We start from the raw sequence: 26,397 nt of genomic DNA on the forward strand, positions 1-26,397 counted from the left end.
CGACTGGCCCTTGTCGCCGAGACCAGCCCCGAGGAGGTGACCACCACCGAACCCATCGGCGCCATCAGCGCCTGATCCAACCCCCCGATCTCGAGGACCGATACACCACTCCCCAGGGCTTGACCCCGTTATCGAACCGTGATCCCGAGGTTCGGGGTGTGTAGCGTCGCTCCTGCTTCTCGCCCCTTCATCGGGAAGCCCGCGTGCGGACGCCGAGCCCTGCCACCGCACCGTGGTCCTCGATCGTCCGTGGCAGGGACGGGGAACCCGATGTGGGCCTGCGTTGCAGGTCCTTGGGGTGAAGTTCGATGCCTGAGCCGGGTGTGCTCCTACCCGAACCCGACAGCTGACCTCGTAGGCGCCCTGGAGAGGTTCACCCGTGACATCTAGCCACACCCGGGGACGGCACCGTGCCGAGGGCCGTCCCGTCACCGTTTTCTCATCGCTGGGTCCGTGCCTGACGGGCCCGGCGGCGCGCCGGGCCGCCCTTGCGGCGGCCTCCTCCGGCCTGGTGCTGACCATGGCCACCACCACCGCCTCCGCGATGGAGCCGGTCCACCCCGACCCCCCGGTGGTCGACACCCAGGCGGCGGCGACCACGCAGGCGAGCAGCCCCGCGGTCGGCGAGGTCACCCACACCGTGGTGTCGGGGGACACCGTGGGGAAGCTGGCGCAGCGCTACGACAGCACGATCTCGGCGATCATCGCCGCGAACGGCCTGAACGCGCAGGCCCTCATCATTGTCGGTGAGGTACTGACCATCCCCCAGGGGCAGGCCGGCGTGTCGGCGGCGACGGCCACGTCGACGGCGACCGGCATCGAGCGGGAGACCACCTCGGCGTCGCGCTCGGCGGCCCGCAGTGAGGCCCCGCCGGCCAGCACGTCGGGCAACGCGGTGCTGGACATCGCCTACCGGTACATCGGCACGCCCTACGTGTGGGGTGGGTCGACCCCGGCGGGCTTCGACTGCTCGGGCTTCACCCAGTACGTCTACGCCCAGGCGGGCATCTCCATCCCGCGGTCCTCGGCGGCGCAGCGCAACGCGGGCACGCAGGTCTCGGCGTCCCAGGCCCAGCCCGGTGACCTGGTGTGGTGGCCCGGGCACGTGGGGATCTACGTGGGTGATGGGCAGTACATCGCGGCCTTCAGCCCGGGTAACCCGCTGTCGGTGCGTGACATCTACAAGGCGAACCCGACGTTCATCCGGGTGGGCTGAGCCCCGGGGAGCCGATTGGTGGTGGCCCGTAGCCGGTGTGGCTGCGGGCCACCACCGTTCCCGGGGTCAGACGAGGGTCTGGAAGTTGGCGACGAGGCCCTGCAGGTAGCCCGAGACCCAGGTCCACAGTCCGGTGACCATCGCCAGTCCGAGCAGGACGAGCAGCCCACCGCCGAGGCGCTGGAAGGCGCGGCGGTGGCGGCGCAGGAAGCCCAGGGCGCGAGTGGAGCGGGACAGCAGCATCGCCCCGGCGACGAAGGGGATACCCAGCCCGAGGCTGTAGGCGAAGACGAGGACCCCGCCGCGGGCGGGGTCGGCCTCGCTGAAGGCGAGGCTAAGGACTGCGGCCAGGGTGGGACCCATGCAGGGGGCCCAGCCCAGCCCGAAGACGACACCGAGCAGCGGCGCACCCCACAGGCCCTGCCGGGGGGTCAGGTGCAGGCGCCGGTCGCGTTGCATGAATGGGACGTAGCCCATGAAGGCCAGGCCCATGAGCACGACGAACGCGCCGAGGACGCGGGTGGTGAGGTCCAGCCAGGGCGCAAGCAGGATCCCGAACCAGGCGAAGATCACGCCGAGCAGGACGAACACGGCGGTGAAGCCGGCGACGAACAGCAGCACCCCGGCCAGGAGCCGCCCGTCACGGACCTTGATCTGTTGCCCGCCGGCCAGGCGGGTGCCGGGGGTGCTGACGCCGGCCATGCCGGAGAGGTAGCCGACGTACCCGGGTAACAGGGGCAGCACGCACGGGGAGGCGAAGGAGATGAATCCGGCGACCGCGGCCACGGGGAGCGCCGCGAGCATGGGGCCGGTGAGCACGGTGCTGGCGAAGAAGGAGCCGAGCTGGTCCCACATCGCTCAGGCCCTCTCGGCGAGGGTGTCGTCGATGAGGCCGCGCAGCATGGTGGGGTCGATCTGGCCCATGATGCGGGCGGCGACCCGGCCCTGGCGGTCCAGGACCACGGTGGTGGGCATGGCTTGGAGGGGCACGAGTCCTTGGAAGGCGGCGACGGCCGCGGCTCCCTGGTCGTGGATGGAGGGGTAGGGGACCGCGAAGGTGCGCTCGAAGGCCTGGGCGGTGGCGGCGTCGTCGCGTGGGTTGACCCCGAGCAGCTGAACCCCGTGGGGAGTGTAGTCCTCGTGGATGGCCCGCAGGTCCCCGGCCTCGGCGCGGCACGGCGGGCAGGCGGCGTACCAGAAGTTGACGACCACGACCTCCCCGCGCCACTGGCCCAGGTCGACCTGCTCGCCGTCGTAGGTCTGGCCGGCGAGGTCGATGGCGCCGTCGCGCTGCTGCGGCTCCCAGGTCGCGAGGGACCCGTCCCCGGCGACGTAGCCGGCCCCGGAGCTCTCCTCCGCGCCGGCCTGGGTGGTGGAGGCACAGCCGCTCAGGGCCAGGGCGGTGGTCAGGGCCGCCGCCGTGACCGCGCGCCTGAGGGGTGCCTGGGGCCTGGGGGGTCTCACGCTTGTCACCTTTTCCAACCGGAGCCCCGCCCGGGGGCTCGCTCATCGCTGCACTGGTCCCGCGACCATCGTCGCCGCTCCGGCGCGAAGTTCCCCATCCCGGGGAGGGCCGGGACGGTTCTTAACCGAATCTTCACCGTCACCGGCGGTGGTCACCGGCGCGGCGACTGCCCCCGGAAACCGCGAGGATCCGTGCCTTTCGTGGCTGACTTCGCCGTGCCGGCACCATAACCCGGCCGTTTGCCCGGCGTACCCCCGGGGGGTATAAAGGAAGGGTGCCGACGTGGCACGCACCATCGATCAAAGGGGAGGCCCTCATGGCTACCAACACCTTCACCGTTACCGGTATGACCTGCGGTCACTGCGTCAGCTCCGTGGCCGAGGAGGTCGGCAAGATCACCGGCGTCCAGGACGTCGAGGTTGACCTGGTCGCCGGTGGGGAGTCGAGGGTCACGGTCACCAGCGCGGGTGACGTGGCGGTGGATGAGGTCCGGGCGGCCGTGGACGAGGCCGGCTATGAGCTCACCAGGACGCCTGCGTGAGGAGCAGTGCCCGGTTGGCCGGGTTCGCCCTGGTCCTGGCGCTGGCGCTGGGCACGGGTTACGGGCTGGGGTCGGTGCTCGGAGGGGATGAGCCCGGCCGGGCCGCGGGCCTGGGTGTGATGGAGCTGGAGGTGGTCGCCGACCACTGAGGTCGGCGGCCCAAGGGGATGGAGATGAGTCGATGAGTCAGCAGGTCATCGAGCTGGAGATCGGCGGGATGACGTGCTCCTCGTGCGCGGCCCGGGTGGAGAAGAAGCTCAACCGGATGCCTGGGGTCGAGGCGAGCGTGAACTTCACGACCGAGCGGGCCAAGGTCCTCCTGCCGGCGGGCTCCACCCTGGAGGAGGCGGTGGCCACGGTCGAGGCGACCGGGTACACCGCGCGCCTGCGCGAGCAGCCCGGGGCGGCCCCCGCCGAGGACAGTGCCCGGGACGCCGAGCCCGACGCCGTGGCCGAGTTGCGGCGGCGGGTGATCATCTGCGCGGTCCTGACGTTGCCGGTGCTGGCCTTCATGTTCCGGCCGCTGCAGTTCGACAACTGGCAGTGGCTCTCCCTGACCCTGGCTGCCCCGGTCGTGGTGTGGGGCGCCTGGCCCTTCCACCGGGCGGCGTGGGTCAACGCCAAGCACGCCGCCGCGACGATGGACACGCTGGTCAGCGTCGGGGTCCTGGCGGCCTTCGGCTGGTCGCTGTACGCGCTGTTCCTCGGCGGGGCGGGGCACCCGGACATGCGAATGGATTTCCACCTCATTCCCGAGCGGGGTGGCGGCGCGAATGAGATCTACCTCGAGGTCGCCGCGGCCGTGACCACGGCGATCTTGCTGGGCCGCTACTTCGAGGCGCGCGCCAAGCGCCAGTCCGGGGCCGCGCTGCGTGCCCTGCTGGAGATGGGCGCCAAGGAGGTGGCCGTGGTCCGCGACGGCCGTGAGGTGCGGGTGGCGGTGGACCAGCTGGCGGTGGGCGATGAGTTCATCGTGCGGCCGGGGGAGAAGATCGCCACCGACGGTGTCGTCGTCGAGGGCGCCTCCGCGGTCGATGCGTCCATGCTCACCGGAGAGCCGGTCCCGGTCGAGGTCGGACCGGGTGACGGAGTGGTGGGCGCGACCGTCAACGCCGGGGGCCGGCTGCGGGTGCGCGCCACCCGGGTGGGCGCCGACACCCAGCTGGCGCAGATGGCGCGCCTGGTGGAGGAGGCCCAGACCGGGAAGGCCCCCGTCCAGCGGCTGGCCGACCGCATCTCCGCGGTCTTCGTCCCGATCGTCATCACCCTGGCGGTGGCGACGCTGGGCTTCTGGCTGGGCTACGGGGCGGGCGCCGAGCTGGCGTTCACCGCCGCGGTGGCCGTGCTCATCATCGCCTGCCCGTGCGCGCTGGGGCTGGCCACCCCGATGGGCCTGATGGTCGGCACGGGCCGGGGTGCCCAGCTCGGCATCCTCATCAAGGGCCCGGAGATCTTGGAGTCCACCCGCCGGGTGGACACCATCGTGCTGGACAAGACCGGCACCGTCACCACCGGGCAGATGCGCCTGGTGGACGTCGTCCCGGCCGCCGGCGGCGACGCGGACACGGTGCTGCGGCTGGCCGGCGCGCTGGAGGACGCCTCGGAGCACCCGATCGCCGCCGCGATCACCACCGGGGCGCGGGAGCGGCTGGGGGACCTGCCGGTCGTGGAGTCCTTCACCAACACCCAGGGCCTGGGGGTGTCCGGGACCGTGGAGGGACATGCCGTCATCGCCGGTCGGGTGCGGTGGCTGACCGAGCAGTCGGCCCAGCCACTACCGGCTGACCTCCTCACGGCCGTGGAGGAGGCGGAGGCCGCGGGCCGAACCGCAGTGGCCGTGGGCTGGGACGGGCGCATCGGCGGGATCCTCGTCGTGGCCGACACCGTCAAGCCCACCTCCGCCCAGGCCGTGGCCGAGCTCAAGGGCCTGGGCCTGCGCCCCATCCTGCTCACCGGGGACAACACCCGCGCCGCGCGCCAGATCGCCGCCGAGGTGGGAATCGAGGAGGTCATCGCCGAGGTCATGCCCCAGGACAAGGTCCGCGTCGTGCGGGAGCTGCAGGAGTCCGGCCGGGTGGTGGCCATGGTCGGGGACGGCGTCAACGACGCCGCGGCCCTGGCCCAGTCCGACCTGGGCATCGCCATGGGGACGGGCACCGACGTGGCCATCGAGGCCTCGGACCTGACCCTGGTCAGGGGCGACCTGCGCGCCGCGGTGGACGCGGTGCGCCTGTCGCGGCGCACCCTGTCCACTATCAAGGGCAACCTGTTCTGGGCCTTCGCCTACAACGTCGCCGCGATCCCGCTGGCGGTCGCCGCCCTGCTCAATCCCCTCATCGCCGGGGCCGCGATGGCGTTCTCCTCGGTGTTCGTGGTGACCAACAGTCTGCGGCTGCGCGGCTTCCGGGCCGTGTCCATCGACCCGACCACCCCCGCCGACCAGCCCGCGCCGGCCCCCGCGCCGGCCCGCTCTGCCGCATGACGACCTCACCCCACCCATACCCCCACCCGGTATGATGGGTGGAGACGTTGGAACGGGAAAGGTGGAGGCCGTGAACGGGTACACCTCACAGAAGGATGACCACCTGCTGCGGTTGCGCCGCATCGAGGGACAGGTCCGCGGGATCGCCAAGATGGTCGAGGAGGACAAGTACTGCATCGACATCCTCACCCAGGTCTCGGCCGCCTCCCGGGCGCTGCAGTCCTTCGCGCTGGGCCTGCTCGATGAGCACATGGCCCACTGCCTGGTCGAGGCCGCCCGGGCCGGCGGTGAGGAGGAGGCGACGAAGCTGAAGGAGGCCTCCGACGCCATCGCCCGGCTGGTTCGCAGCTGAACACCCTCGGCCTACGTCTCCCGTCGCCGGCCCCCCGCGGGGATGAAGAGTCGATGAAGAATCCCCGTGGGGCCGCTCTTGGGCTTGGGCGCTGAGGCGGGCGTGGTTAGCCTCCCTTAGCCCCACACGATGGGCCGGCCGGGCTGCCACGGGTGGGGCCTACCTGCCCGTCGATGACCTTGAGCAGATGGAGACGCCCGTGACACTCAGAACCCGACTCACCGCCGTTGCCGGCGGGATCGCGCTGACTCTCGCCCTGGCCGCGTGCGGTAACGGCGAGCAGACCACACCGGATGAGCCGGCTGCGGGCACCGCCGCGGAGGAGGCGACCGACAGCACCTCGCAGACAGAGGCCGAGGACGTGCACAACGACGCGGACACGACGTTCGCCCAGATGATGATCGTCCACCACGTCGGCGCCATCGAGATGGCCGACCTGGCCGTGGAGGAGGCGGACAGCGAAGAGGTGCACTCCCTCGCGGAGCGGATCTCCGCCGCTCAGGACCCGGAGATCGAGCAGATGACGTCCTGGCTCGAGACCTGGGGCGAGGAGACCTCCCCGATGGGACACGAGGGCATGGACCACGGCGGCATGGACATGGAGGGGATGAGCCAGGAGGAGGCCATGGCCGAGCTGGAGTCCCTGTCAGGCACCGAGTTCGACCAGCGGTTCCTCGAGCTGATGATCGCCCACCACCGCGGCGCGGTGGACATGGCACAGGAAGAGCTCGACAGCGGGGAGAACCCGCAAGCGCTGGAGCTGGCCCAGAAGATCATCGATGACCAGCAGGCCGAGATCACCGAGATGGAGGAGCTCCTCCAGGGCCTGTGACACTGATCCGCCCAGCGGGCGAGCCCGGGCTCGCCCGCTGGCCCATGTCGACCCCAAAGACAGGACCGCGGCCGACGCAACGATTGAGGACCCCCAGCCCAAAGGAGTGTGTTTCCCATGGCAGAGCAAGAACACTCGAACGAGGACCACAACGGCCACTCGCGCACCATGAACTCGAAGATGTACTTGCGGTTCGCGGCGATGCTCCTGACGGCGATGGTCGTCATGTACTGGGTGATGTTCCTCGGCTCGTGGGAGTGGGACCACGTGCGCTTCAGCCAGAGCCGCATCTTCATGGCGGTGACCATGGGCGGCGCGATGGGGCTGGTCATGCTCGCGTGGATGCTCAACATGTACAAGAACGCCAAGGCGAACGTCGTCGTCGTGGTGGTCAGCCTCGGGCTGCTGGCTGGCGGGACCGCGTTGGACCGCAGCCAGGCCACGGTGGACGACTCCGCCTTCATGCGTGCGATGATTCCCCACCACTCCCTGGCCATCACGCGCTCGGAGCGAGCTGGGATCGAGGACGTCCGGGTGTGCGAGCTCGCGGTGGAGATCAGCGAGGCTCAGCGGCGCGAGATCTTTGAGATGGACTGGCTCATCGAGGACATCGCGGAGAACGGGGTGGCCGCGACGCCGGAGGAAGCGCAGGCGCGCCCGGTGCCGGCCTTCGAGGAGCCTGCAGATCGTCAGTGCGCCACGGACTGAGGACATGTCCATGATCCATCCTTTGCCCACCCGCCATCGACGCCGTCAGCTCATCCGCGAATGCCTGCCCATCGACAGGTCTGGGTGTCGGCACCGCGCGTACTGCATTCAGCGGCGCTGTCAGCGGAGCCTGGATCGTGCCTCGTCCAGGAGGTCGGCGGGGGCGAGCCACATCGAGGGGTAGTCGCCCTGCCAGACCTGGTTTCCCTCGGCGTCGATGAGGACGAACCCGTGCCCGGGGACCCCGGGGTGCATCCCGGTCCCGAGGGTGCCGTAAGCCTCGGAGACCGTGCCGTCGTCCAGCAGATAAGGGGTGGTGGCCCCGTAGCGCTGCATGTCGAGGCGGATCTGCTCGGCGGTGTTCATGACGATGGGCAGGACGGTGATGCCGGCCTCGGCGAAGCCTGGCTCCTTCTCGATCTCGGCCATCTGCACGGTGCACGAGGCGCAGCCGGCGCCCTCGTTGAAGTACAGGATGACTGGGTCGCCGCGGAGCTCGGACAGGGTCACGGTGGTCCCGGCCGTGGTGGGCAGGGTGAAGTCGGGGGCGCGGCGAGTCTCCTCGGAGCTGGCCGTTCCGGAGGTGGCCAGGGCGTAGGCGGCGGCCGCGACGACTGCGAGGAGCGCGCAGATCCCGAGGATCCGCCGACGGCGGGCCTTGCTCGCGGCGGCGTGCGCCCGGGCCTTCTCCTCGGCGTGCTTCTGCCGGACCCGGTCCTTGGCGCTGAGGTGAAGGGTGGAGCTGGTCATCGGGGCAGTCCTTCGGTGTCGTGGCTCGGGTGGCAGGCGGGTGGCGCCTGGGCTGCGGGCTCGGGATCGGGATCGGGGGTGTGGGCCCGGGTGCGTCGGTCGCGCAGGGTGAAGAGCACGAACACGCCTGCCAGGGCGAGGAGGCCCGCGCCGAGGAGGGGTTCGGGCAGGGGGCTGAGCCAGTCCTGCAGGCGGCCCAGCGTGGTGGCGAGCCAGTCGCCGATGGTGCTTTGCACCGCCCCGCCGCCGGTCATCTCGGTGCTGCCGGCCAGGGTGATGACCCAGATGCCCATGACGGCGAAGGCCATCGCGACAGCGAGGTTGACGGTGTTGGTGACCAGGGTGCGCCCGCCGAGGCGGATCTTGAGGAGCCGGGCCTGGAAGAGGCGGCGTTCCCCGAGGCGGGCCTTGTCCCAGATCAGGGCCATGACGAAGAGGGGGAAGACCATCCCGAATACGAACGCCAGGCCCAGGGCCACTCCTCCGGCGGCGGACCCGGAGAGCACCGACAGTGTCATGACGCCCGCCAGGACGGGGGCGCAGCAGCTGGAGGCGATCCCGGAGAAGACACCGAGGGCGAAGAAGCTGGCGCCGTCCCCGCGGCTGGTGTCCGGGGCGCGCAGGAAGCGGGGCAGGGACCACATGGTGCCCGACAGGGACAGCCCGGCCAGCGCGATCATGAGCAGGCCGCCGGCCCAGTAGAGCTGGGTGTGGTACTGGTTGATGGCCCCGGAGAGCATGCTGATGCCCAGGGTGATGGGGACCAGCACCAGGGCCAGGCCCGCGGCGAACACGAAGGTCAGGGGCAGAATTCGCCATCGGCGGTTCTTCACCGCGCCGGCCAGGTAGCTGGGGGCGAGGAAGACGATGCAGCATGGCGCGAACAGGGCCACGCCGCCGGCGAAGAAGGCGGCCAGGACGCTGCCGGTGGTCAGGAGCTCACTTCCCATGGCTCAGGCCCTTCTCACGCCGCGGCCGCGCGTAGCTGGAGAAGTTTCTCCAGCCGCCGCCGGGGGAGGCGTCCGCTGCTGAAGTACTCCTCGTCGACCAGGACAAGGGGCGCCATGGGCGGGCGGTGGCGCAGGATCAGCCCGCGCCCTTCGTCGGAGTCACGCTCGAGGGTCCGCACCAGGAAGTCGAACCGGGTGCTGAGCTCGGCGAGGGCCGCGGCTGCGTCCTCGCAGTAGTGGCACGCGGGCGCCTGGACGACGGTGACGACTGTGGGGTGCTTGGTGGCTGCCACGAGTTCTCTTCCGTTGGTTGTCGTGTTCCCAAGAGCATCGGCCAGGTGACCAGGGCAATCGATCGACCTTCCATGAAGAACCGATGAAGATCTCTGCCTCATGGGGGCAAATCGGGAATGGACCGCTGCCCGGGCTCCTTACGGCTGACAGCGATACCCTCTAGGGGTATGCGGAACGATGGAATGAGGGGTTGCCATGGGTATGCCACCGGGCCACGATCACGCAGGGCACCGGCCACGCGAGGGCCGGGACCACAGCGCACACGTCCACCACGACTCGGCTCACGGTCACGCGGGCGGGCATGGGGAAGGGAAGGCCACGCACGGGCAGGCGATCCCCACTGACGGCGTAGGTGTCACCGACCCGCTGACCGCCGCGGGACACGACTCGGCCGCGCACGATGGGCACGGGGAGCACACCGGCCACGACGGCGGGCACGACGCACACGCCGGTCACGCCGGTCACGACGCACACGCCGGCCACGGCGAGCACGGTGGTCATGGCGACCACGTGGGGATGTTCCGTCGACTGTTCTGGATCATGTTGGTCCTGGCGGTGCCCACGGTGCTGCTTAACGGGATGTTCGCCGACCTGCTCGGCTACTCGCTGCCCGACGTGCCGGGGGTGGAGTGGGTGTCCCCGGTCCTGGGGACGGTCATCTACGTGTGGGGTGGGCGCCCCTTCCTCACGGGTGCGGTCGGTGAGCTGCGTTCCCGCAAGCCGGGGATGATGCTGCTGATCGGGATGGCGATCACCGTCGCCTTCGTCGCCTCGCTGGGGGCAAGCCTGGGGATCTTCTCCCACGAGCTGGACTTCTGGTGGGAGCTGGCGCTGCTCGTTGTCATCATGCTGCTGGGGCACTGGCTGGAGATGCGTTCCCTGGCTCAGACGTCCTCCGCGCTGGACTCACTGGCCGCGCTGCTGCCCGACGAGGCCGAGCGAGTGGAGGGGGACCAGGTCGTCACGGTCGCCCCCGCCGACCTTCGTCTTGGTGATGTCGTCATCGTCCGCCCAGGCGGGCGGGTGCCGGCCGACGGTGAGGTCGTCGACGGCGGCGCGGACGTCGATGAGTCGATGATCACCGGTGAGTCACGGCCGGTGCCGCGCGCGGTGGGGGACCACGTCGTGGCCGGGACGGTGGCCACTGACAACGCGCTGCGGGTGCGGGTCTCTGCCGTGGGGGAGGACACCGCCCTGGCCGGGATCCAGCGGCTGGTGGCCCAGGCGCAGGCCTCCACCAGCCGGGCCCAGCTGCTGGCGGACAAGGCCGCCGGCTGGCTGTTCTGGTACGCGGTCATCGCCGCGGTGATCACCGCCGTGGTGTGGATGTCCTTCGGGGTCCCGGAGAGCGCCCTGGTCCGGGCGATCACCGTCCTGGTCATCGCCTGCCCCCACGCCCTGGGCCTGGCGATCCCGCTCGTGGTGTCCATCTCCACCGAGCGCGCCGCCCGCGGCGGGGTGCTGGTCAAGGACCGCGGCGCCCTGGAGCGCATGCGCGTGGTCGACACCGTGCTGTTCGACAAGACCGGCACGCTGACCAAGGGTGAGCCCGCGCTGACCGGCGTGACCGGGACCGGCGGGTATGAGACCGAGGAGCTGCTGCGCCTGGCCGCGGCCGCCGAGGCCGAGAGCGAGCACCCGCTGGCCCGGGCGATCGTCGCTGCCGCCGAGCACCGCGGCCTGCAGGTACCCCCGGCCGCCAACTTCCGTGCCGCGACGGCCGTGGGGGTACGCGCCACCGTCGAGGGCCGCGAGGTCCAGGTGGGCGGGCCCGCCCTGCTCGCCCAGCACGGCGCCGACCCGCTGGCCGCGACAGGGCCGTGGTCGCAGTCCGGTGCCACCGTCCTGCACGTGATCATCGACGGGCAGCTGGCCGGGGCCGTCGCCCTGGCCGATGAGGTCCGCGAGGAGTCCCGGCAGGCGATCGACGCCCTGCACCAGCTGGGCATCCGGGTCGTCATGATCACCGGCGACGCCGAGCCGGTGGCCCGGGCCGTGGCCGCCGAGCTGGGCATCGACCAGGTCTTCGCCCAGGTCCGCCCGGAGGACAAGAGCGAGAAGGTCGCCCAGCTGCAGCACGAGGGCCGCACCGTGGCCATGGTCGGGGACGGCGTCAACGACGCCCCGGCGCTGGCCCAGGCCGACGTGGGGATCGCGATCGGTGCGGGCACCGACGTGGCGATCGCCTCCGCCGGCGTCATCCTGGCCTCGGACGACCCGCGCTCGGTGCTGTCGGTCATCCAACTCTCCCGCGCCGGGTACCGCAAGATGAAGCAGAACCTGTGGTGGGCCGCCGGCTACAACATCGCCGCCGTGCCGCTGGCCGCGGGTGTGCTGGCACCGGTCGGGTTCGTCCTGCCCATGTCGGTCGGCGCGATCCTCATGTCCCTGTCGACCATCGTCGTCGCGCTCAACGCCCAGCTGCTGCGTCGCCTGGACCTCAGCCCCGAGGCCAGCACCGCCGCGGCGCACGGCGCCCCGCAGGTCCAGCCAGGCCGCTCTACGCGGCCTGCGGAGCCCCGCGAGACGGCCGTGGGAGCGCACCACTAATAGGGGCGTTGCCGTCGCCGCTGTCCTGTGGGACGGATCGGTGGCACAGGATGATGGCGGTCCAGGTCTGGGCCGCCATCATCCGTTTCGTCGTCCACGACAATCGGGCAGGCGAGCACTACAGCGCGGGCCCTGGGTCTCGTCGCGTTTCTTCAGTGAACCTTCATGCAACGGCACCGGACTTCTTCGTGCTCGGTGGTCATCGTGGTGGGTAGGACGCCTGCCGCCGTCGGCGGCGCGTCCCCACGATGATGGGAGGGACCGTTGCGTCCGGTGCTGTTCACGTTCCTCGGGGTCGATGTCCAGAGCTACGGGGTGAGCAAGGCCGCGGCCGCGCTCGTCGCGGCCTGGCTGCTCGGTCGGGCCTTCGAGCGGCGGGCCCTGTGGAAGGACTCCGCCCACGCGCTGGTGCTGTGGGCCACGGTCTGGGGGTTCGTCGGCGCGAAGGTCTACTACCTGCTCGAGCAGTACCCGGCCATCACCGCGCACGACCTGGGCGGGATGGGGTTCACCTGGTACGGCGGGCTGGTGGGCGGGATCCTCGCGGCGCTGGTCGTGATTCGCCGCCACCAGCTGCCACTGGACGTCGTCGCGGGCGCGGCCGCGGTGCCGCTGACGGTGGCCTACGGCATCGGTCGCCTGGGCTGCTTCGTCAGCGGTGACGGGACCTACGGGCGACCCACCGAGCTGCCGTGGGGGATGGCCTTTCCCTCGGGTGTGGTGGCCACCGACGTGCCGGTGCATCCCACGCCGCTGTACGAGGCGGTCCTCGCGGCCGTCGTCGCCGGTGTGCTGGTGCTGCTCGCCCGGCGGTGGGCGCCGGGGGCCGTGTTCGGCGCCTACCTGGGCCTGTCGGGCCTGTCGCGTCTGCTGGTGGAGTACCTGCGGACCAACGACCCGGTCGTCCTCGGGCTGACCCAGCCCCAGCTGTGGGCGTTGGCCAGCATCGCCGTCGGCTGCGTGCTGGTCGCCCGCCACCGCACCAGCCCGCGCCGGTCCACCGTCGAGGAGACCGACGACGCCCGCGCAGACCTGGCCGTGCGGTGACCGGCCGAGAGGGAGGGGAGCCCCGATGAGCGCGGCGGTTGTGGTCCTGGTGCTCGTGATCTGCCTGGGCTTCATGGCCCTTGGCCTGTGGGCCATCCGGGCACTGTTCCCCGGCGAGGCCGCCGGCAGCCAGCCACCGGAGCGGCTCGCGGAGCCGGCGGCGACCAAGGAGACCACCCGGTCAGGGTGAGGTGTCCACGGGCAGCTCGACGGTGAACAGGGCACCGTGGCCGGGCCCGGCGCTGGTCGCGGTCACGGCACCGCCGTGGGCGTGGACGATGGAGTGGACGATGGCGAGCCCGATGCCCGACCCGCCGTGGGCGCGGTCCCGGGCCGCGTCGGCGCGGTAGAAGCGCTCGAAGAGGTGCGGCAGGTGCTCGGCGGCGATTCCGCTGCCGCTGTCGCGCACCGACAGGCGCAGCGTGCACCCGGTGCGCTGTGCGCCGAGCTGCACCCGGCCACCGCCGGGGGTGTGCCGCACGGCGTTGTCCAGCAGGTTGGTCAGGACCTGGCCGAGCCGGTCGGGGTCGGCCGTGAGCACCGCTTGGCGGGCCTCCTCGGTGGCCTCGATCCTCAGCTCCACGCGCTTGTCGGTGAACCTGGCGGCGGCCTGCGCGGCGGCGTCCTCGATCAGCTCACCGACGTTGAGGGGCTGCCAGTGCATGCTCAGGCGTCCCTCCCCGGCGGCGGTGACCAGGGCAATGTCCTGGGCGAGGCGGGCCAGGCGCGCGACCTGCTCGCGGAGCATCCCCAGCGTCGGTTCGTCGGCCGTGACGACACCGTCGAGGATGCCCTCGAGGTAGCCGTCGAGGGTGGCCACCGGGGTGCGCATCTCGTGGGCGAGGTCACCGAGCATGCGGGTGCGGGTCTGTTCGATCTCGCCGAGGTCGGCGGCCATGGTGTTGAACGCGCCGGCGAGGTCGTCGAACTCGGTGCCCATGTGCACCTCGGGGACGCGGGCGGCATAGTCACCGCTGGCGACCTGGGCCGCGGCCCGCCGCACCCGTTCCAGGGACCTGGCGATGCGCCGGGTGAGGAACACACTGACGACCACCGAGGTCAGAAGGGCGGCGAGCAGCGCCAGGGACAGCGACAGTGTCCACGCCGTGGTGAAGGCCTCCTCGGCGTGGGAGACCACCGAGGAGTCCGCGGGCTCGGCCATGAGCATGTGGTCGTGGAAGATCTCCGGACCGATCGCCGAGGCGACCGCCCACGCGGTGCCGGCCGCGACGAGGATGACCGCGACGATCGCCGCGAGGAGCCGGGCGCCGAGCCCCCACCGGCGGCGCGGTGCGGGACTCACTGCCCGCTGCCCATCCGGTACCCCACCCCGCGCACCGTCCTGACGAACCTCGGCGCGGCGGCGTCATCCCCGAGCTTGCGCCGCAGGTGGGCGATGTGGACGTCGACGAGGTGCTCATCGCCTACCCAGCCCGGCCCCCACACCGTCTCAATGAGCTGACGGCGGGAGAAGGCCATGTTCGGGCGGGACGCCAGGGCCGCGAGGACGTCGAACTCGGTACGGGTCAGCGCCACGGGCTCCCCGTCGATGAACGCCTCGCGGCCCAGGACGTCGATGCTCAGTGGCCCGAACGACGCACCGGCACCGTGCGGGCCGGTGTCCTGGCGTGGGCGCCGGAGCATGGCGCGCACCCGGGCGACGAGCTCACGTGGGCTGAAGGGCTTGGTGACGTAGTCATCGGCGCCAACCGAGAGCCCGATGAGCTTGTCGACCTCCTCCACCCGGGCGGTGAGCATGATGATGTAGCAGTCGGAGAACGTGCGCACCGTGCGGCAGACCTCGATGCCGTCGGCGCCGGGGAGCCCGAGGTCGAGGACGATCACCCCCGGGTGCCACTGGCGGGCCCGGGCGATCGCGTCGCTGCCGTCCCCGGTGACCTGAACCTCGAAGCCGTGCCGCTCGAGATAGCTGGCGACCAGTCGGGCCAGCGGGGCTTCGTCGTCGACGACGAGCACGCGGGGCAGGTTCACGTCAGTAGGGACCGCAGTCATGCCGTTCATTCTCACCGTCGGCGTGGCGATCGGTTCCAGGCTCGCTGGACCTCAGGCCCATCCGCGCCCAGGTGTGAGCATCGCGGCAGCTCTCGCGCCCGAGTGGGTCTTCCAGCGTCAGGAGGGTTGGAACGCCCAGTGCCAGGGCTCGCGCGGGGTGTCCTCGACGAACCCGAAGCGTGCGGCGTTGGTCCGCATCCATGCCTGCGCCGGGGCGTCCAGGTCCAGGTCCACGGCCATTCCCCAGCCGTGCTGGCTGGTGCCCGGCTTGGCACCCAGGCCGCCCTGGGAGTACAGGCCCTTGCGCCGCACGACGTCGACCTGCACGTCGTAGGAGCGATAGGAGTCGGTGACCCCGATGGCCACGCCGTCGCCCGCAGCTGCGGACAGGAGCTCCTCGAAGGACTGGGCGGCGGGCGCCCACAGCCTGTGGCCGGTGGTTCCCACCGGTTCGAGAGCCTCACGCGGGATGCGACCGTTGCCGTACGCCGCGAGATCGACCGGCACGCCGTCAACGTTGACCCGGAACCCGGACCCTCCGAGGTTGGAGGTGCCGGCAGCCGAAGTCGGGACAGCGTCGGCGACGGCGCCGGCGAGGACCTCGGAGAATACCGTGGCAGAGCCCGCAGCCGGCTGCGCGCGTGGTGGGACGGAGAGCGAGCCGAGGGTCGCCTCGATCCGCGCGATGCGCTGTGAGATGGCGAGGATCCCGTCCACCGAAACTCCGTTCGTCGCCTACGACGTCCTATCGGCACGTGCCGGCCTCTCATGAGCGAAGGACCGCTGCCTGCCTCACCGGCGCCGTGCTCCTTGTCATCGGTCCCTACATACCTGCCGCGCTGCTCGGCGGCACCTGTTGATGCTCCGTGGCGGCTACCGCTGCTAAGTCATGCCGGCGTGGGCTGCGCTAACGTCCGCTGGAGGATCCTTCAATGGAGCGCGCGAGTCGCGCACCTGGTTCGGCAGTCGACGAGGCACGTAGTGCGTCACTGGCACGGATTGGACGGATCGTCAGCGCCGAGCCTTCACATCCGCGTCCCACAAAACGCGAAGCTCGGATGCGAAGCCGACGTCGTCGCCGCCGGGCTCCAGCCCATAGTGATCACGCAACTCGGCGCTGATGCGCGCCGCGATCTCGTCCGGCTTCCTGTGGTGTGCGAGGAGGGCGACGACGGGCCCGAGTAGGCAGTCCCACTCGTCGTCCGGCTGCTCGTCCGGGGCATGGCTCCCCGCAGAAGCCCAGGCGTCGAGCCGTCGCCTCACCTCGTCGATCCGCCACTGAGTGGCTCGTCGTTGCTGGCGAGAGGGTGCCTCCTCGCTCGCGGATAGCTCCATGCTCACAGGACCCTATCGGTGGCCACCAGCAGGAGTGAGTCCGGGCCGAGGGACGGTCTCGGCGGAGGATCGATGTGCGGGACATGAACGCTTCGCTGGCCATCAGGGCGCCGAGAGGAGGCGCTGAACCGCATCTGCAAGCTCCGCCACTGAACGCTCACCATTCAGCTCGACTGTCGCACCTCGCCGCAGCAACGGCTCGACTGTCTCGACGTAGTTCGCTACCTCCCCCGCTTCCACTTCCGACTTGCCATAGGGGTTGTTCGTCCGAGACCTCAATCGCTGCAGCAGCACCTGGAGCGGTGCGCTGAGCAGAACCACATGATCGAACCGGTCATAGAACTGGCCTTGGTTATCCACGGTGCCGGACACGACGACATCACGATGATCGGCCAGGAGCTGAGACATCCGGGGGTCATCCCACGTGCCATCCGGGAGCGTCCATCCGCCGTAGTCGGTGTCGACGACGACGTGGCCGCGCCGCTCTAGTGCTTCGAGCACGGTCGACTTCCCGCTGCCCGACATCCCGGTTACGAGAACTCTCGCCACGATCGCGACTGTAGTGCCGACTTCTCGCACCGGCGAGTGTCTGGGTTCGGCGAATGCCTCCGGTTGACGATCCCCCGGTGGAGCGTCGTCTGGACCCCTCGACTCGCGCAGCTCGCCCGGCGCGCCACGGCGAATTGCCCTGTAGGTCAGCGTCAGAGGCGAGCCCAGAACGGTGGGCGGTCGTCCCAATTCCCAAGGTCGGGTTCCAATCCGGGGATATGAATGTTCGGATCCTCTCCCAGGATGAGGATATGTAGCCGTCTCGGTAGCCGCGCGATTCGGTTTTGCCACGCATCGCTGGCTAGTAGACGGCGAATAGCCCTCGATCGGAGCGACCGAGGCGGCGCTAGGTAGCGCAGGTGCGGCTGTTCCGACACCCACTTCCAGGTACGCCCTCGGACGTCGGTGAGCTGGAGAACGACCCGAGAATCATCGTTCAGGGCGTTCATGGTGCCCTCGGGCAGTTGTTCAACGCGCTTCTCGTGCGCATCGATGCGAGCAAAGTCCAGCGCTGAGAGCGGGCTCGGTTCCAGAACCATCACATCCCTGACAGGCCAGTCGCTGGGGTTCGCAATGGTCAGCCGCCCGCCCTGACGAACCCGATGGTCCAGTTGGTCGTGCACGGGAGTCCAGATTTCGGTAATCCTCGCCCACACCTTTTCGGCGTGGCGGCGCTTTTGCAGGACTTGGCTGATGGGGTAGGCCGCCACGATTACCGTCACGGCTACGCCGATCAGCATGTAGACGAGGTTCTCGTTCATGAGGTCAGTGTCTCTGCTTCGTCCATCCACCATCTGCGACACGGGGTGATCCACACTTCGGGACTGTTCCCGAGCACGATCGCCCTCGAGCGTCTCTAGGCGGGCGGCGCCTGAGACCGGTGTACCGCAAGGGCAAACTCCAGCGAGCCTTCCCGCCGCTGCCGCGCGAATCCGTCCGCAGTCGACGTCACGGACGGCGGCATGACCGCCCGGCACGTCGCCCTGATGAGGAGGACGCGCATCCAAGCCCAGGGAAGCTGTGAACTGGGAGCATGTCCCCATGCGTAACAAGCGGAAGACACCGAGAATGCTGACTGAGGGACGCTGGTGGCAGTGGGGGCTTCTGCATGCCTCTTGGTTCGCGGTCTTTATATTCGTCAGCATGTCGCTGCTCGACGGTGGGCCTTCAGTCGCGCGTGCGATCGGGAGTTTCGGCGGGGGGATCGTGTTCGGCGCTTGGTCCGCGTTGTCCGCCGCATGGTTCATGAAGAGGAATGGCCGAGCCGCGGAACGCTCGTCAGCACCCGATTCCGACTGACGCGATGCGGCCGCGACACTGACCTCGCACCTCACGGAACCTGTCGGTGGAGGCGCCGGCGCGTGCTCGGCGGTTGGGACCTCCGAGCTCATCGGCATGGCCGCGCGCCGAGCCGGAGCCCGACCATTGCAGTTGGGTGCACCCAATGTGCACCCCTGAAGGGGCCTAACCGCTGCTGCACCAAGTCCCATGCTCGTGCGTAGTCGGAATGTGTGGCACAGCGCCTGAACCTGCCGTAACACGTCGGTCGGCCCAGCCGATTGACGTGTTGCGAAGACCCGATTCTCTGGCCCGCGTCCCTCTGTGGCGGAGCTGCGAGAAGTCTGGGGTCATCAGCGTTGATCATCCCGCAAGACGAACGGTCATCGGACCGCTCACGGGGCGATCTCGGGGCTCCCACCCTGACGCGGGTTCGAAACAGCCCTTCGCGATTTCACCTCTCGGGCAAGTGTCGCCGCCGCGATCCCGAGACCTGCAAGGGGTATCAAGATCCCTGCCAAGTTCGGTGGATCCTGCGTCGCGAAGAAGACAAGTGAGGCAGCAAGCGCCAACATTCCGGCGCAGAGAAGAACGAGCCTTGCGTTGGATGGACGAGGACTCATGGTGCATCCCCCGGGGCGACGAATGTTGCAGAAGTCTGGACAGTGCGTGCTTCATTCACAGCATCCAGCGAAGCGCGCGACCGTCGCGGGACTCGCGTGACGGATTGTGCCATGTCTCCCTCTCGATCGTTCCCGCGTTGCACGTGCCGCCAACGTAGCGACTTATCGGGCATCCGTCTCCCGTTTGCCATATCCCCGTCGTGCCCAGTGGCGTTGAACAGCCATCAAGGTCGTGTCGTGCCCGCGTCGGCCCTGCGTCCCATAAAGGGAACCCCTACCGGCCTTGTGCCTCGCTGGGCTGGTGCGACCTACGGTGTAGATAGAGGACAGTCCCGCATGACCCGTCCGTTGATGTGTCCCGGTGAGGGGGCGCTGACCGACAGCTCCTCGACTCACGTTCCGCCAAGCCAACATGCCCGAGTCCGTGCCCTCCGTGACGGGAGGCTGCTGCACGGTCGCAAATGATCCAGCTGCTCGCACCAGCGACGATGCGAACTAGGATCGACGGGTAGTCGAGAAGGAGGTAGCCACCATGGCCCGTCAGGAGCAGCAGCGCCGGAGCGAGCGCGAGCCGGAGGAGCCGACGCCGCCGCCGCTGCCCGCACCCACCGGGGCGAGCGCGCAGGCGCAGAGCGCCGAGCTGGACGACCTCCTCGGGGAGATCGACTCCGTCCTCGAGACGAACGCCGAGTCCTTCGTGCGCGGGTTCGTGCAGAAGGGCGGGCAGTGAGCCTCGCTCCCCGCATCGTCGGCATCGAGACCGAGTACGGGATCACGGTTGACGGTGCGCGCCGTCCGGAGAGTGGCCCGCCGATCGGTGCTGACGAGGCCGCTCGCTACCTCTTCCGCAAGGTCGTCGAGTGGGGCCGCTCCTCCAACGTCTTCCTCCGCAACGGCGGCCGGCTCTACCTCGACGTCGGCTCCCACCCCGAGTACGCGACGGCGGAGTGCGACGACGTGCGTGACGTCGTCGTCCAGGACCGGGCCGGTGAGGCGATCCTCATCGACCTCGCCGAGGACGCGACCGCGCGGCTGGCCGAGGACGGCATCGGCGGGCGCGTCCACCTGCTGAAGAACAACGTCGACTCCGAGGGCAACGCCTTCGGCTGCCACGAGAACTACCTCCTGCGCCGGCGCCGCGACTTCCAGCGGACCGTCGACCAGCTCGTCCCCTTCTTCGTCACCCGCCAGATCCTTACCGGCGCCGGTGCGGTCCGCCAGACCACGGGCGGGGCGACGTACTGCTTCTCCCAGCGGTCGGAGCACCTGTGGGACGCGATGAGCTCCGCGACCACCCGCTCCCGGCCGATCATCAACTCCCGCGACGAGCCGCACGGGGACCCCGACCTCTACCGCCGCCTGCACGTCATCTCCGGTGACTCCTCGGTGGCCGAGACGACGACGCTCCTCAAGCTCGGCATGACGGCGCTGCTCCTCGACCTCGTCGAGTCCGGCAAGCGGGTGGACGACCTCCTCCTCGCCGACCCGATGCGCGCCATCCGCGACGTCTCGCGTGACCTCACCGCCACCACCCCGCTCGAGCTCGTCTCCGGTCGCCGCCGCAGCGCCCTGGAGATGCAGGAGGAGTACCTCGAGCGGGTCCTCGCGCACACCTCCGGCATGAGCCTGCGCCCCGTGGAGCAGCAGGTGCTCGAGCTGTGGGAGCGCGGGCTGCGCGCCCTGCGCACCGGGGACCACTCGCTCGTCGACACCGAGCTCGACTGGGCCATCAAGCAGCGTCTCGTCGAGCGCTACCGCACGAGCAGCGGCGCGGGGCTCGCCGACGTGCGCGTCGAGCGGCTCCTCCTCGCCTACCACGACATCTCGCCCACCGACGGGCTGGCCGAGAAGCTGCGGGCCCGCGGGCTCATGGCGCGCGTGGCGACGGACGAGGAGATCGCCGCCGCGCGGACCACGCCGCCGCAGACCACCCGCGCCAAGCTCCGCGGGGACTTCGTCGCGGCCGCGCAGGAGCGCCGCCGTGACCACACCGTCGACTGGGTCCACCTCAAGCTCAACGACGCCTCCCAGCACACCGTGCTCTGCAAGGACCCGTTCGCGAGCAGCGACGAGCGGGTGGCGGCCCTCATCGCGGCGATGGGGGCCTGACGTGCTCCGCCTGCGTGCGCTCGTCGCCGCCCTTCTCGCCGTCCTCGTCCTCGCCGGCTGCTCGGAGGAGCCGGAACCTCCTGTCGAGGAGCCGCCGACCATCGCCGTCACCGGCGCCTTCGGCCGCCCACCCGTCGTGAGCTTCGACGCGCCGCTGGAGCTGACCGAGGAGGACACCGAGGTGCTCGTCGAGGGGGAGGGGCGCGAGCTGCGCGACGGCGGGCCCGCGCTCATCGCGCTGAGCGCCTACGACGGCGACACCGGCGAGCCGCTCCCCGATCGCGGCACCGGCACCGCCCGCACCCTGCTCCTCACCCCCGAGCAGGTTGGCGAGGACGTCCACCCGCTCCTCGTCGGCACCCCCGAGGGCAGCCGCCTGCTCGTCACCCAGCCCGTGAGCGCCGACGACGGCGAGCGGATGCTCGTCCTCGTCATCGACGTCCTCCACACCGTCGCCCAGGGGGAGGAGCTCGAGCCGGAGGAGGGGATGCCCGCCGTCGCGCAGGACAACGACGGCGTGACGATCTCCCTGCCCGACAGCGACCCTCCGTCCGCGCTCGAGGTGGACACCGTCATCCGCGGCGACGGGCGCCAGGTGGCTCCCGGGCAGGCGATCACGGTGCAGTACCAGGCCGTCACGTGGCCCGGCGGCGACATCTACGACTCGACGTGGGCCGACGGCCAGGTGCCGCGCACGATCCTCGTCAACGACACCTTCACCGGCCTGCGCGACGGGCTCGTCGACCAGACGGTCGGCTCGCGCGTGCTCGTCGTCGTCCCCCCGGAGCTGGGCAACGGGACGCAGACGCTCGTCTTCGCCGTCGACATCCTCGCCGCCTCCGACGTCGAGCCGAACTAGCCGGCACCCGCGGGATGTCCCCGGGGCGGGGGTCGACCTCCTTGAGCGGGTCCGCGTCGAGGAGGATGCGCTACGTCGCGGGCAGCGTGCGGGACTGGCTCGGCACTGGCGCCGTGAGGGCGAGGCGGGGCCCGTCCGGCACCGGGTCGGTACGCAGCCGGCCGTAGGTGAGGACGTCGACCCGCTCGCCGGGCGGTCACGCTGTGCCAACCCACTGGGAGCAGACCAACGCCGTCATGCAGCGCAACCGGCGCGTCGGCACCTCGATGTCCGGGATCGCGGCCTTCGCCGACAACCACGGCCTGGACACCGTGAGGGAGTGGATGGACGAGGGCTACCGGCTCGTCCGGGCGTGGGACACCGAGCTCTCCGAGACGCTCGCCGTGCGCGAGTCGATCCGGACGACGACGGTCGAGCCGTCCGGCACGGTGAGCATCGTCGCCGGCGTCTCCCCGGGCGTGCACTGGGCGCCGGGTGGCACGTACTTTAACCGGGCGATCCGCTTCCGCAACGAGGACCCGCTCGTCACGCTCTTCCGGGCGGCCGGTTACCGTGTCGAGCCGGCGGTGGAGGACCCGACGGGCACCTCGGTCATCTTCTTCCCGGTGAAGTCGGCTGCGCGCCGCTCGGAGAAGGATGTGCCGCTGCGGGAGAAGGCCGAGCTCGCGGCTCTCGCGCAGGCGTACTGGTCGGACAACTCGGTGTCCGTCACGCTGTCCTTCGACCCGGAGAGCGAGGGCGAGCAGGTCGGGGAGGTGCTGCGCGACTTCTCCGGACGGCTCAAGACGGCGTCCTTCCTGCCGCAGGGCAACTTCGTCTACCCGCAGATGCCGTACACGCAGATCACTGCGGAGGAGTACGAGGCGGCCACCAGGTCACTGATCCCGGCCTTCCTCGACGCCGTCTACGACGGTGACATGGAGACGATCGACGCGATCGGTGAGGCCTTCTGCGACACCGGCGACTGTGAGCTCGACGAGATCAAGATCAACGCCGAGTTCGCCTCCTGACGTCGAGTGGCCCGGCCGCCGGTGAGCCGGCGGCTGGGCCGCTCAGGCCCGGTGATCGTCGGGATCCGCCGGATCGTTGTCGCTCTTCGACCACGCGCCCGCCGGGATCGCTCCGACGGCGGCACCAAAAGCGACGCCCACGCCGATCATCGCCCAGCTGTCCAGGACCAGTGACAGCGCGACACCGACGGGCAGCCCGAGGGCGGTCGGTCTCCTTCACGCCTACGCGGTGGCCTGGCGGCGGACCATCTCGGCGATCCACACGGGCGCGTACGGCGAGGTGCAGTTCGGGGGAGTGGGGTAGTCCTCGAGGACCCGCAGCCGTTCGCCGATCGCGACGGCGCGGGCGCGGTGCTCGGGGTGCTCGATGCCGATCTGCGCGAGGCAGTGGTTCATCGCCCACTGGAGCCGGTCCGGCGCGTCCTTCATTTGCGCCGCGATGACGTCGAGCAGTCCGCTGAGGTCCAGACCCTCGGGCCGCTTGGCGACGCGGTCGGTCGTCAGCGCCCAGCCCGCGCTCGCCACGACCGGATCGGGGTCCGCGAACCAGGCCTGCCGCAGGTCCTCGACGTACGGGCTCTTGCGCACGACGTAGGACACCAGCCAGTCGTGGACCTTGGGGGCGCGCGCCTCGCGCAGCATCGCGTCCAGCTCGTCCCGCTCGTAAGCCTTGGGCCGGCTGACGAGGATCGCGAGCAGCCGCGCGGCCGTGTCCTCCGTCCGCCACAGCGCCCGGGCGAGCTCGGGCTGGGTCTTGAGCCGCTTGGCGACGGCGCGCAGCTGGCCGAGGTTGACGCCGTGGTCGTCACCGTGGCGCTCGTTGACCTCCCGGGCCCGCGGGTCCTCGAGAGCGGCCAGCTCGGCCATCACGTCGTCGACGGTCACGTCGGTCATCTGCGCCTCCCGGTCGGTGACGCCAGCCTAGGACGAGTCCGTCTCGCCCGGAACCGTCGTCGCCATCCTGCGGGTGAGCGCCGGACGTCAGCCCAGCGCGGAGGTGAAGGCGGCGACGACGTCCGGCTGGCCCTGGACCTCCACCTCGGCGCGCTCGCCGCGGCCCATGAGGTAGAGCGCGAGGTCCACCGGGTCGCCGACGACGGCCACCGAGTCGGCACCGCGCTTGACGACCGCGCGCGGACCGGCCGTGCTGACGAGGACCACCCCCACGGGGGACTTCCGCGCGGCCATCCGGCCCATGAGCGCGAGCTGCTTCCACACGGCGTCGCGCATCTGCTCCGGGAGCCGGCGCGGCGGACTCGGGGAGTCGCCGGCACGGCGCAGGTCCTCGTGGTGGACGACGAACTCGACGAGGTTCCCGGCGTCCCCGAGGAAACGGGTGGGGCGCAGGCCGTCGGTGCCGAGCAGCTCGTCGACGAGCGCCGCGTACCCGCCGGGCGTGCTCGCCGCGCGCGCGACCTGCGACTGCCGCGGCTCCTCGCCCGGCTCTGGCCGGCTCGTCATGTCCCGGGCGATCGCCCAGGGGCGCGTCTCCCGCATGACGAGGTGGGCGAGCAGGTCCTCGCTGCGCCAGCCCTCGCACAGGGTCGGTGCGCCCGGCCCGACCTCCCGGAAGGTGGCGGCCAGCGCCTGGCGCTCCGCCTCGCTCCACCTGACACGTGACACGTCGGTACTCCGTCCGTTCGAGGGGATGGCCACTGAGGGCCGGGTCTCACGCTAGGTGCAGGGCGCGGTCAGCGCACCGCCACGCCCGCGTCGCGCATGGCGGCCTTGACCTGGTGGACGGTCAGCGTGCCGAAGTGGAAGACCGAGGCGGCGAGCACGGCGTCGGCCCCGGCCTGGGCGGCCTCGGTGAAGTGCTCGGCGCTGCCGGCACCACCGGAGGCGATGAGCGGGACGCCCACCCGGCCGCGGACGGCCGTGAGCATCTCGATGTCGAAGCCGTCCTCGGTGCCGTCCGCGTCGATGGAGTTGAGGAGGATCTCCCCGGCGCCACGCTCGGCGGCCTCGACCGCCCACGCGACGGCGTCGATCCCCGTGCCGCGGCGTCCGCCGTGGGTGGTGACCTCGTAGCCCGACGGCGTGGTCGCACCGTCACGGCAGCGGCGCGCGTCCACGGACAGCACGATGACCTGGCGCCCGAAGCGCTCGGCCACCTCGCTGAGCAGCTCGGGCCGGGCGACGGCGGCCGTGTTGATGCCCACCTTGTCCGCGCCGGCGCGGAGCAGACGGTCGACGTCCTCCACCGAGCGCACCCCACCGCCCACGGTCAGCGGGACGAAGATCTCCTCGGCGGTGCGGGAGACGACGTCGAGGGTCGTCGCGCGGTCCTCCGTCGAGGCGGACACGTCGAGGAAGGTGATCTCGTCGGCCCCCTCCGCGTCGTAGCGGCGCGCCAGCTCGACCGGGTCGCCCGCGTCGCGCAGGTTCTCGAACTTCACGCCCTTGACGACGCGTCCTGCGTCGACGTCCAGGCAGGGGATCACGCGCACGGCCACACTCATCGTTCCTCCAGACTCACGGCTGGGCAGAGCCTAACGGCCCGTGCCCGACGACGGCCGGTACCGTTCGCGAGGTGACCTCACTCGAGCGCGTCCTCGCACTCCTCCCGGCGGGTCCGGCCCCACGTCCTTTCGTACTGGGCGTCGACGGCCGGTCGGGGTCGGGCAAGACCGAGCTCGCCGCTGCCGTGGCCGACCGCGTGCCCGGCGCGCAGGTCCTCGCCCTGGAGGACGCCTACCGCGGCTGGCGCGGGCTGCGGGAGGGCGTGGAGGAGATCGCGACGGGCGTGCTCGCCGAGCTGCGCGCCGGCCGCACCGGTGCCTACCGCCGCTACGACTGGGTGCGCGGGAAGCTTGGCGGGACGGTGCGGGTCGAGCCGAGCGCCGTCGTCGTCCTCGAGGGGTGCGGTGCGGGATCGCTGCCCTGTGCTCCCTACCTCGACGCCCTCGTGTGGCTCGAGGCGCCCGAGTACGAGCGCCACCACCGCGCGATGGTCCGCGACCAGGGCACGTGGCTGGACCAGTGGTCGACGTGGGGGGCCCAGGAGAGCGCGCTGCTCGCCGAGCGGGACGCGCGCGCGGCGGCGGACCTCCTCCTCGACACCTCGACCGAGTAGCGGAACCGCGGGCGCCGCGCGACTCCCGGCACTACCGTGAGGCCATGGCCACCGTCGGTGAGAACCCCCTCCTGCCCGCGACCTATGACGCGGTGTGGTCCCTCGTCCTCGTCGCGGTGCTCGTCGCCGTCGCTCTCGTCGCCACCGCCGCGATGCGCGCCCTGCGGCAGCGCACGGCCGGGGACACGGTGGCGCGGGTGCAGGCGCTGGCAGCGCTCCACGCGTCCGGTGCCATCAGCGACGAGGAGTACGAGCGGCGCCGCGAGCGGCTGCTCGACCAGCTCTGAGCCGCCGCGGGTGCGCCGGGGAACGCTGTGCGAGGATTGTCCGCGGCCTCCCTGGCCCGATCGCCGCGACC

At 70.8% G+C, this 26,397-nt stretch carries 30 protein-coding genes and 1 riboswitch; of the genes, 16 read left to right on the forward strand and 14 right to left on the reverse strand.

All coding sequences use genetic code 11. The annotated features are described in order from the left end of the window. Positions 1-210 precede the first annotated feature (210 nt). Positions 211-376, forward strand: a riboswitch (cyclic di-AMP (ydaO/yuaA leader). Between the two features lie 144 nt (positions 377-520). Continuing rightward, positions 521-1,216, forward strand: coding sequence for a C40 family peptidase (locus tag M3148_RS02170; protein ID WP_251303017.1), 696 nt, complete (start codon positions 521-523; stop codon positions 1,214-1,216). Positions 1,217-1,282: 66 nt separating this feature from the next. Here the strand turns inward: M3148_RS02170 and M3148_RS02175 are convergent, their stop codons facing one another. Next, entirely contained in the window at positions 1,283-2,071 is a 789-nt protein-coding gene (locus M3148_RS02175; RefSeq protein WP_251303018.1) for a cytochrome c biogenesis CcdA family protein, read from the reverse strand. A gap of 3 nt (positions 2,072-2,074) precedes the next feature. Continuing rightward, positions 2,075-2,680, reverse strand: a complete 606-nt coding sequence (locus tag M3148_RS02180; protein WP_251303019.1) for a TlpA family protein disulfide reductase — start codon at positions 2,678-2,680, stop codon at positions 2,075-2,077. Positions 2,681-2,997: 317 nt separating this feature from the next. Between M3148_RS02180 and M3148_RS02185 the strand changes: the two genes are divergently transcribed. From M3148_RS02185 to M3148_RS02210, 6 genes are all read left to right on the forward strand, one after another. Next, positions 2,998-3,222, forward strand: coding sequence for a heavy-metal-associated domain-containing protein (locus tag M3148_RS02185; protein ID WP_251303020.1), 225 nt, complete (start codon positions 2,998-3,000; stop codon positions 3,220-3,222). After that, the gene (locus M3148_RS02190; protein WP_251303021.1) at positions 3,219-3,371 is read left to right on the forward strand and encodes a hypothetical protein; all 153 of its coding nucleotides are present in this window, start codon (positions 3,219-3,221) and stop codon (positions 3,369-3,371) included. The genes M3148_RS02185 and M3148_RS02190 overlap by 4 nt, the downstream gene beginning before the upstream one ends. Before the next feature lie 32 nt (positions 3,372-3,403). Next, entirely contained in the window at positions 3,404-5,704 is a 2,301-nt protein-coding gene (locus M3148_RS02195; protein WP_251303022.1) for a heavy metal translocating P-type ATPase, read from the forward strand. 70 nt (positions 5,705-5,774) lie between these two features. Further along, positions 5,775-6,056 (forward strand): metal-sensitive transcriptional regulator, encoded by a 282-nt coding sequence (locus tag M3148_RS02200; RefSeq protein WP_308203200.1) that lies wholly within the window; start codon positions 5,775-5,777, stop codon positions 6,054-6,056. Between the two features lie 199 nt (positions 6,057-6,255). Further along, entirely contained in the window at positions 6,256-6,888 is a 633-nt protein-coding gene (locus M3148_RS02205) for a DUF305 domain-containing protein (protein ID WP_251303023.1), read from the forward strand. Positions 6,889-7,005: 117 nt separating this feature from the next. Further along, positions 7,006-7,596, forward strand: a complete 591-nt coding sequence (locus tag M3148_RS02210) for a DUF305 domain-containing protein (RefSeq protein ID WP_251303024.1) — start codon at positions 7,006-7,008, stop codon at positions 7,594-7,596. A gap of 120 nt (positions 7,597-7,716) precedes the next feature. On the opposite strand, the gene M3148_RS02215 is transcribed toward M3148_RS02210, so the two are convergent. Genes M3148_RS02215 through M3148_RS02225 form a run of 3 tightly spaced genes read right to left on the reverse strand, consistent with a single transcriptional unit; the run spans position 7,717 to position 9,589 of the window. Beyond that, complete coding sequence (locus tag M3148_RS02215; RefSeq protein ID WP_251303025.1) at positions 7,717-8,346, reverse strand: peroxiredoxin family protein; 630 nt, start codon at positions 8,344-8,346, stop codon at positions 7,717-7,719. Further along, a complete protein-coding gene (locus M3148_RS02220; protein WP_251303026.1) occupies positions 8,343-9,296 on the reverse strand; it encodes a cytochrome c biogenesis CcdA family protein in 954 nt (317 codons plus the stop codon). The genes M3148_RS02215 and M3148_RS02220 overlap by 4 nt, the downstream gene beginning before the upstream one ends. A 14-nt stretch (positions 9,297-9,310) precedes the next feature. Continuing rightward, positions 9,311-9,589 carry a glutaredoxin gene (locus M3148_RS02225; RefSeq protein ID WP_251303027.1) on the reverse strand — a complete coding sequence of 93 codons (279 nt, stop codon included), beginning with the start codon at positions 9,587-9,589 and terminating at the stop codon, positions 9,311-9,313. A gap of 196 nt (positions 9,590-9,785) precedes the next feature. On the opposite strand from M3148_RS02225, the gene M3148_RS02230 reads away from it, so the two are divergent. The 3 genes from M3148_RS02230 to M3148_RS02240 all read left to right on the forward strand — a co-directional run bounded on the left by M3148_RS02230 (position 9,786) and on the right by M3148_RS02240 (position 13,377). Further along, entirely contained in the window at positions 9,786-12,140 is a 2,355-nt protein-coding gene (locus M3148_RS02230) for a heavy metal translocating P-type ATPase (RefSeq protein WP_440136884.1), read from the forward strand. A gap of 273 nt (positions 12,141-12,413) precedes the next feature. Next, entirely contained in the window at positions 12,414-13,187 is a 774-nt protein-coding gene (locus tag M3148_RS02235; RefSeq protein WP_251303028.1) for a prolipoprotein diacylglyceryl transferase, read from the forward strand. A 25-nt stretch (positions 13,188-13,212) separates the two neighbouring features. Further along, positions 13,213-13,377: a hypothetical protein gene (locus M3148_RS02240; RefSeq protein ID WP_251303029.1), complete on the forward strand. Its 165-nt coding sequence runs from the start codon at positions 13,213-13,215 to the stop codon at positions 13,375-13,377. On the opposite strand, the gene M3148_RS02245 is transcribed toward M3148_RS02240, so the two are convergent. From M3148_RS02245 to M3148_RS02270, 6 genes are all read right to left on the reverse strand, one after another. Continuing rightward, entirely contained in the window at positions 13,369-14,490 is a 1,122-nt protein-coding gene (locus M3148_RS02245; RefSeq protein ID WP_251303030.1) for a sensor histidine kinase, read from the reverse strand. The genes M3148_RS02240 and M3148_RS02245 overlap by 9 nt on opposite strands. Further along, the gene (locus M3148_RS02250; protein WP_251303031.1) at positions 14,487-15,200 is read right to left on the reverse strand and encodes a response regulator transcription factor; all 714 of its coding nucleotides are present in this window, start codon (positions 15,198-15,200) and stop codon (positions 14,487-14,489) included. Before M3148_RS02250 ends, M3148_RS02245 begins: the two co-directional genes overlap by 4 nt. Positions 15,201-15,317: 117 nt before the next feature. Continuing rightward, positions 15,318-15,917: a M15 family metallopeptidase gene (locus M3148_RS18240; protein ID WP_251303032.1), complete on the reverse strand. Its 600-nt coding sequence runs from the start codon at positions 15,915-15,917 to the stop codon at positions 15,318-15,320. Between the two features lie 294 nt (positions 15,918-16,211). Continuing rightward, positions 16,212-16,535: a hypothetical protein gene (locus M3148_RS02260; protein ID WP_251303033.1), complete on the reverse strand. Its 324-nt coding sequence runs from the start codon at positions 16,533-16,535 to the stop codon at positions 16,212-16,214. 102 nt (positions 16,536-16,637) lie between these two features. Beyond that, positions 16,638-17,084: an AAA family ATPase gene (locus tag M3148_RS02265; protein WP_251303034.1), complete on the reverse strand. Its 447-nt coding sequence runs from the start codon at positions 17,082-17,084 to the stop codon at positions 16,638-16,640. 152 nt (positions 17,085-17,236) lie between these two features. After that, positions 17,237-17,845, reverse strand: coding sequence for a hypothetical protein (locus tag M3148_RS02270; protein WP_251303035.1), 609 nt, complete (start codon positions 17,843-17,845; stop codon positions 17,237-17,239). 1,672 nt (positions 17,846-19,517) lie between these two features. Between M3148_RS02270 and M3148_RS02275 the strand changes: the two genes are divergently transcribed. The 4 genes from M3148_RS02275 (at position 19,518) to M3148_RS02290 (ending at position 22,963) form a co-directional block, all read left to right on the forward strand. Continuing rightward, on the forward strand, positions 19,518-19,715 hold the full coding sequence (locus tag M3148_RS02275; RefSeq protein WP_251303036.1) for a ubiquitin-like protein Pup: 198 nt from the start codon (positions 19,518-19,520) through the stop codon (positions 19,713-19,715). Then, entirely contained in the window at positions 19,712-21,094 is a 1,383-nt protein-coding gene (gene pafA / locus M3148_RS02280) for a Pup--protein ligase (RefSeq protein WP_251303037.1), read from the forward strand. Before M3148_RS02275 ends, pafA begins: the two co-directional genes overlap by 4 nt. A gap of 1 nt (position 21,095) precedes the next feature. Further along, positions 21,096-21,953, forward strand: coding sequence for an FKBP-type peptidyl-prolyl cis-trans isomerase (locus tag M3148_RS02285; protein WP_251303038.1), 858 nt, complete (start codon positions 21,096-21,098; stop codon positions 21,951-21,953). A gap of 203 nt (positions 21,954-22,156) precedes the next feature. Continuing rightward, positions 22,157-22,963, forward strand: coding sequence for a hypothetical protein (locus tag M3148_RS02290; RefSeq protein WP_251303039.1), 807 nt, complete (start codon positions 22,157-22,159; stop codon positions 22,961-22,963). Between the two features lie 222 nt (positions 22,964-23,185). On the opposite strand, the gene M3148_RS02295 is transcribed toward M3148_RS02290, so the two are convergent. The 3 genes from M3148_RS02295 to hisF form a co-directional block, all read right to left on the reverse strand. Continuing rightward, entirely contained in the window at positions 23,186-23,857 is a 672-nt protein-coding gene (locus M3148_RS02295; RefSeq protein WP_251303040.1) for a DNA alkylation repair protein, read from the reverse strand. An 87-nt stretch (positions 23,858-23,944) separates the two neighbouring features. Then, positions 23,945-24,586, reverse strand: a complete 642-nt coding sequence (locus M3148_RS02300; protein ID WP_251303041.1) for a TIGR03085 family metal-binding protein — start codon at positions 24,584-24,586, stop codon at positions 23,945-23,947. 68 nt (positions 24,587-24,654) lie between these two features. Next, positions 24,655-25,425: an imidazole glycerol phosphate synthase subunit HisF gene (gene hisF / locus M3148_RS02305; RefSeq protein ID WP_251303042.1), complete on the reverse strand. Its 771-nt coding sequence runs from the start codon at positions 25,423-25,425 to the stop codon at positions 24,655-24,657. A 71-nt stretch (positions 25,426-25,496) separates the two neighbouring features. On the opposite strand from hisF, the gene M3148_RS02310 reads away from it, so the two are divergent. Both M3148_RS02310 and M3148_RS02315 read left to right on the forward strand, forming a co-directional pair. After that, positions 25,497-26,039, forward strand: coding sequence for a uridine kinase family protein (locus M3148_RS02310; RefSeq protein ID WP_251303043.1), 543 nt, complete (start codon positions 25,497-25,499; stop codon positions 26,037-26,039). A gap of 44 nt (positions 26,040-26,083) precedes the next feature. After that, on the forward strand, positions 26,084-26,326 hold the full coding sequence (locus tag M3148_RS02315; protein WP_251303044.1) for an SHOCT domain-containing protein: 243 nt from the start codon (positions 26,084-26,086) through the stop codon (positions 26,324-26,326). Positions 26,327-26,397: the final 71 nt, after the last annotated feature.

The organism is Georgenia satyanarayanai (assembly GCF_023715365.1).
GTDB classification, from domain to species: Bacteria; Actinomycetota; Actinomycetes; order Actinomycetales; family Actinomycetaceae; genus Oceanitalea; species Oceanitalea satyanarayanai_B.

Excerpts from the sequence above, each read along its gene's own strand:
- M3148_RS02215 (WP_251303025.1), bottom strand. The coding sequence starts at position 8,346 with ATGACCAGCTCCACCCTTCACCTCAGCGCCAAGGACCGGGTCCGGCAG.
- M3148_RS02295 (WP_251303040.1), bottom strand. The coding sequence starts at position 23,857 with ATGACCGACGTGACCGTCGACGACGTGATGGCCGAGCTGGCCGCTCTC.
- M3148_RS02275 (WP_251303036.1), top strand. The coding sequence starts at position 19,518 with ATGGCCCGTCAGGAGCAGCAGCGCCGGAGCGAGCGCGAGCCGGAGGAG.
- M3148_RS02315 (WP_251303044.1), top strand. The coding sequence starts at position 26,084 with ATGGCCACCGTCGGTGAGAACCCCCTCCTGCCCGCGACCTATGACGCG.
- M3148_RS02170 (WP_251303017.1), top strand. The coding sequence starts at position 521 with ATGGCCACCACCACCGCCTCCGCGATGGAGCCGGTCCACCCCGACCCC.
- M3148_RS02220 (WP_251303026.1), bottom strand. The coding sequence starts at position 9,296 with ATGGGAAGTGAGCTCCTGACCACCGGCAGCGTCCTGGCCGCCTTCTTC.
- M3148_RS02175 (WP_251303018.1), bottom strand. The coding sequence starts at position 2,071 with ATGTGGGACCAGCTCGGCTCCTTCTTCGCCAGCACCGTGCTCACCGGC.
- M3148_RS02230 (WP_440136884.1), top strand. The coding sequence starts at position 9,786 with ATGGGTATGCCACCGGGCCACGATCACGCAGGGCACCGGCCACGCGAG.
- M3148_RS02195 (WP_251303022.1), top strand. The coding sequence starts at position 3,404 with ATGAGTCAGCAGGTCATCGAGCTGGAGATCGGCGGGATGACGTGCTCC.
- M3148_RS02210 (WP_251303024.1), top strand. The coding sequence starts at position 7,006 with ATGGCAGAGCAAGAACACTCGAACGAGGACCACAACGGCCACTCGCGC.
- M3148_RS02185 (WP_251303020.1), top strand. The coding sequence starts at position 2,998 with ATGGCTACCAACACCTTCACCGTTACCGGTATGACCTGCGGTCACTGC.
- hisF (WP_251303042.1), bottom strand. The coding sequence starts at position 25,425 with ATGAGTGTGGCCGTGCGCGTGATCCCCTGCCTGGACGTCGACGCAGGA.
- M3148_RS02250 (WP_251303031.1), bottom strand. The coding sequence starts at position 15,200 with ATGACTGCGGTCCCTACTGACGTGAACCTGCCCCGCGTGCTCGTCGTC.
- M3148_RS02260 (WP_251303033.1), bottom strand. The coding sequence starts at position 16,535 with ATGGAGCTATCCGCGAGCGAGGAGGCACCCTCTCGCCAGCAACGACGA.
- M3148_RS02240 (WP_251303029.1), top strand. The coding sequence starts at position 13,213 with ATGAGCGCGGCGGTTGTGGTCCTGGTGCTCGTGATCTGCCTGGGCTTC.
- M3148_RS02270 (WP_251303035.1), bottom strand. The coding sequence starts at position 17,845 with ATGAACGAGAACCTCGTCTACATGCTGATCGGCGTAGCCGTGACGGTA.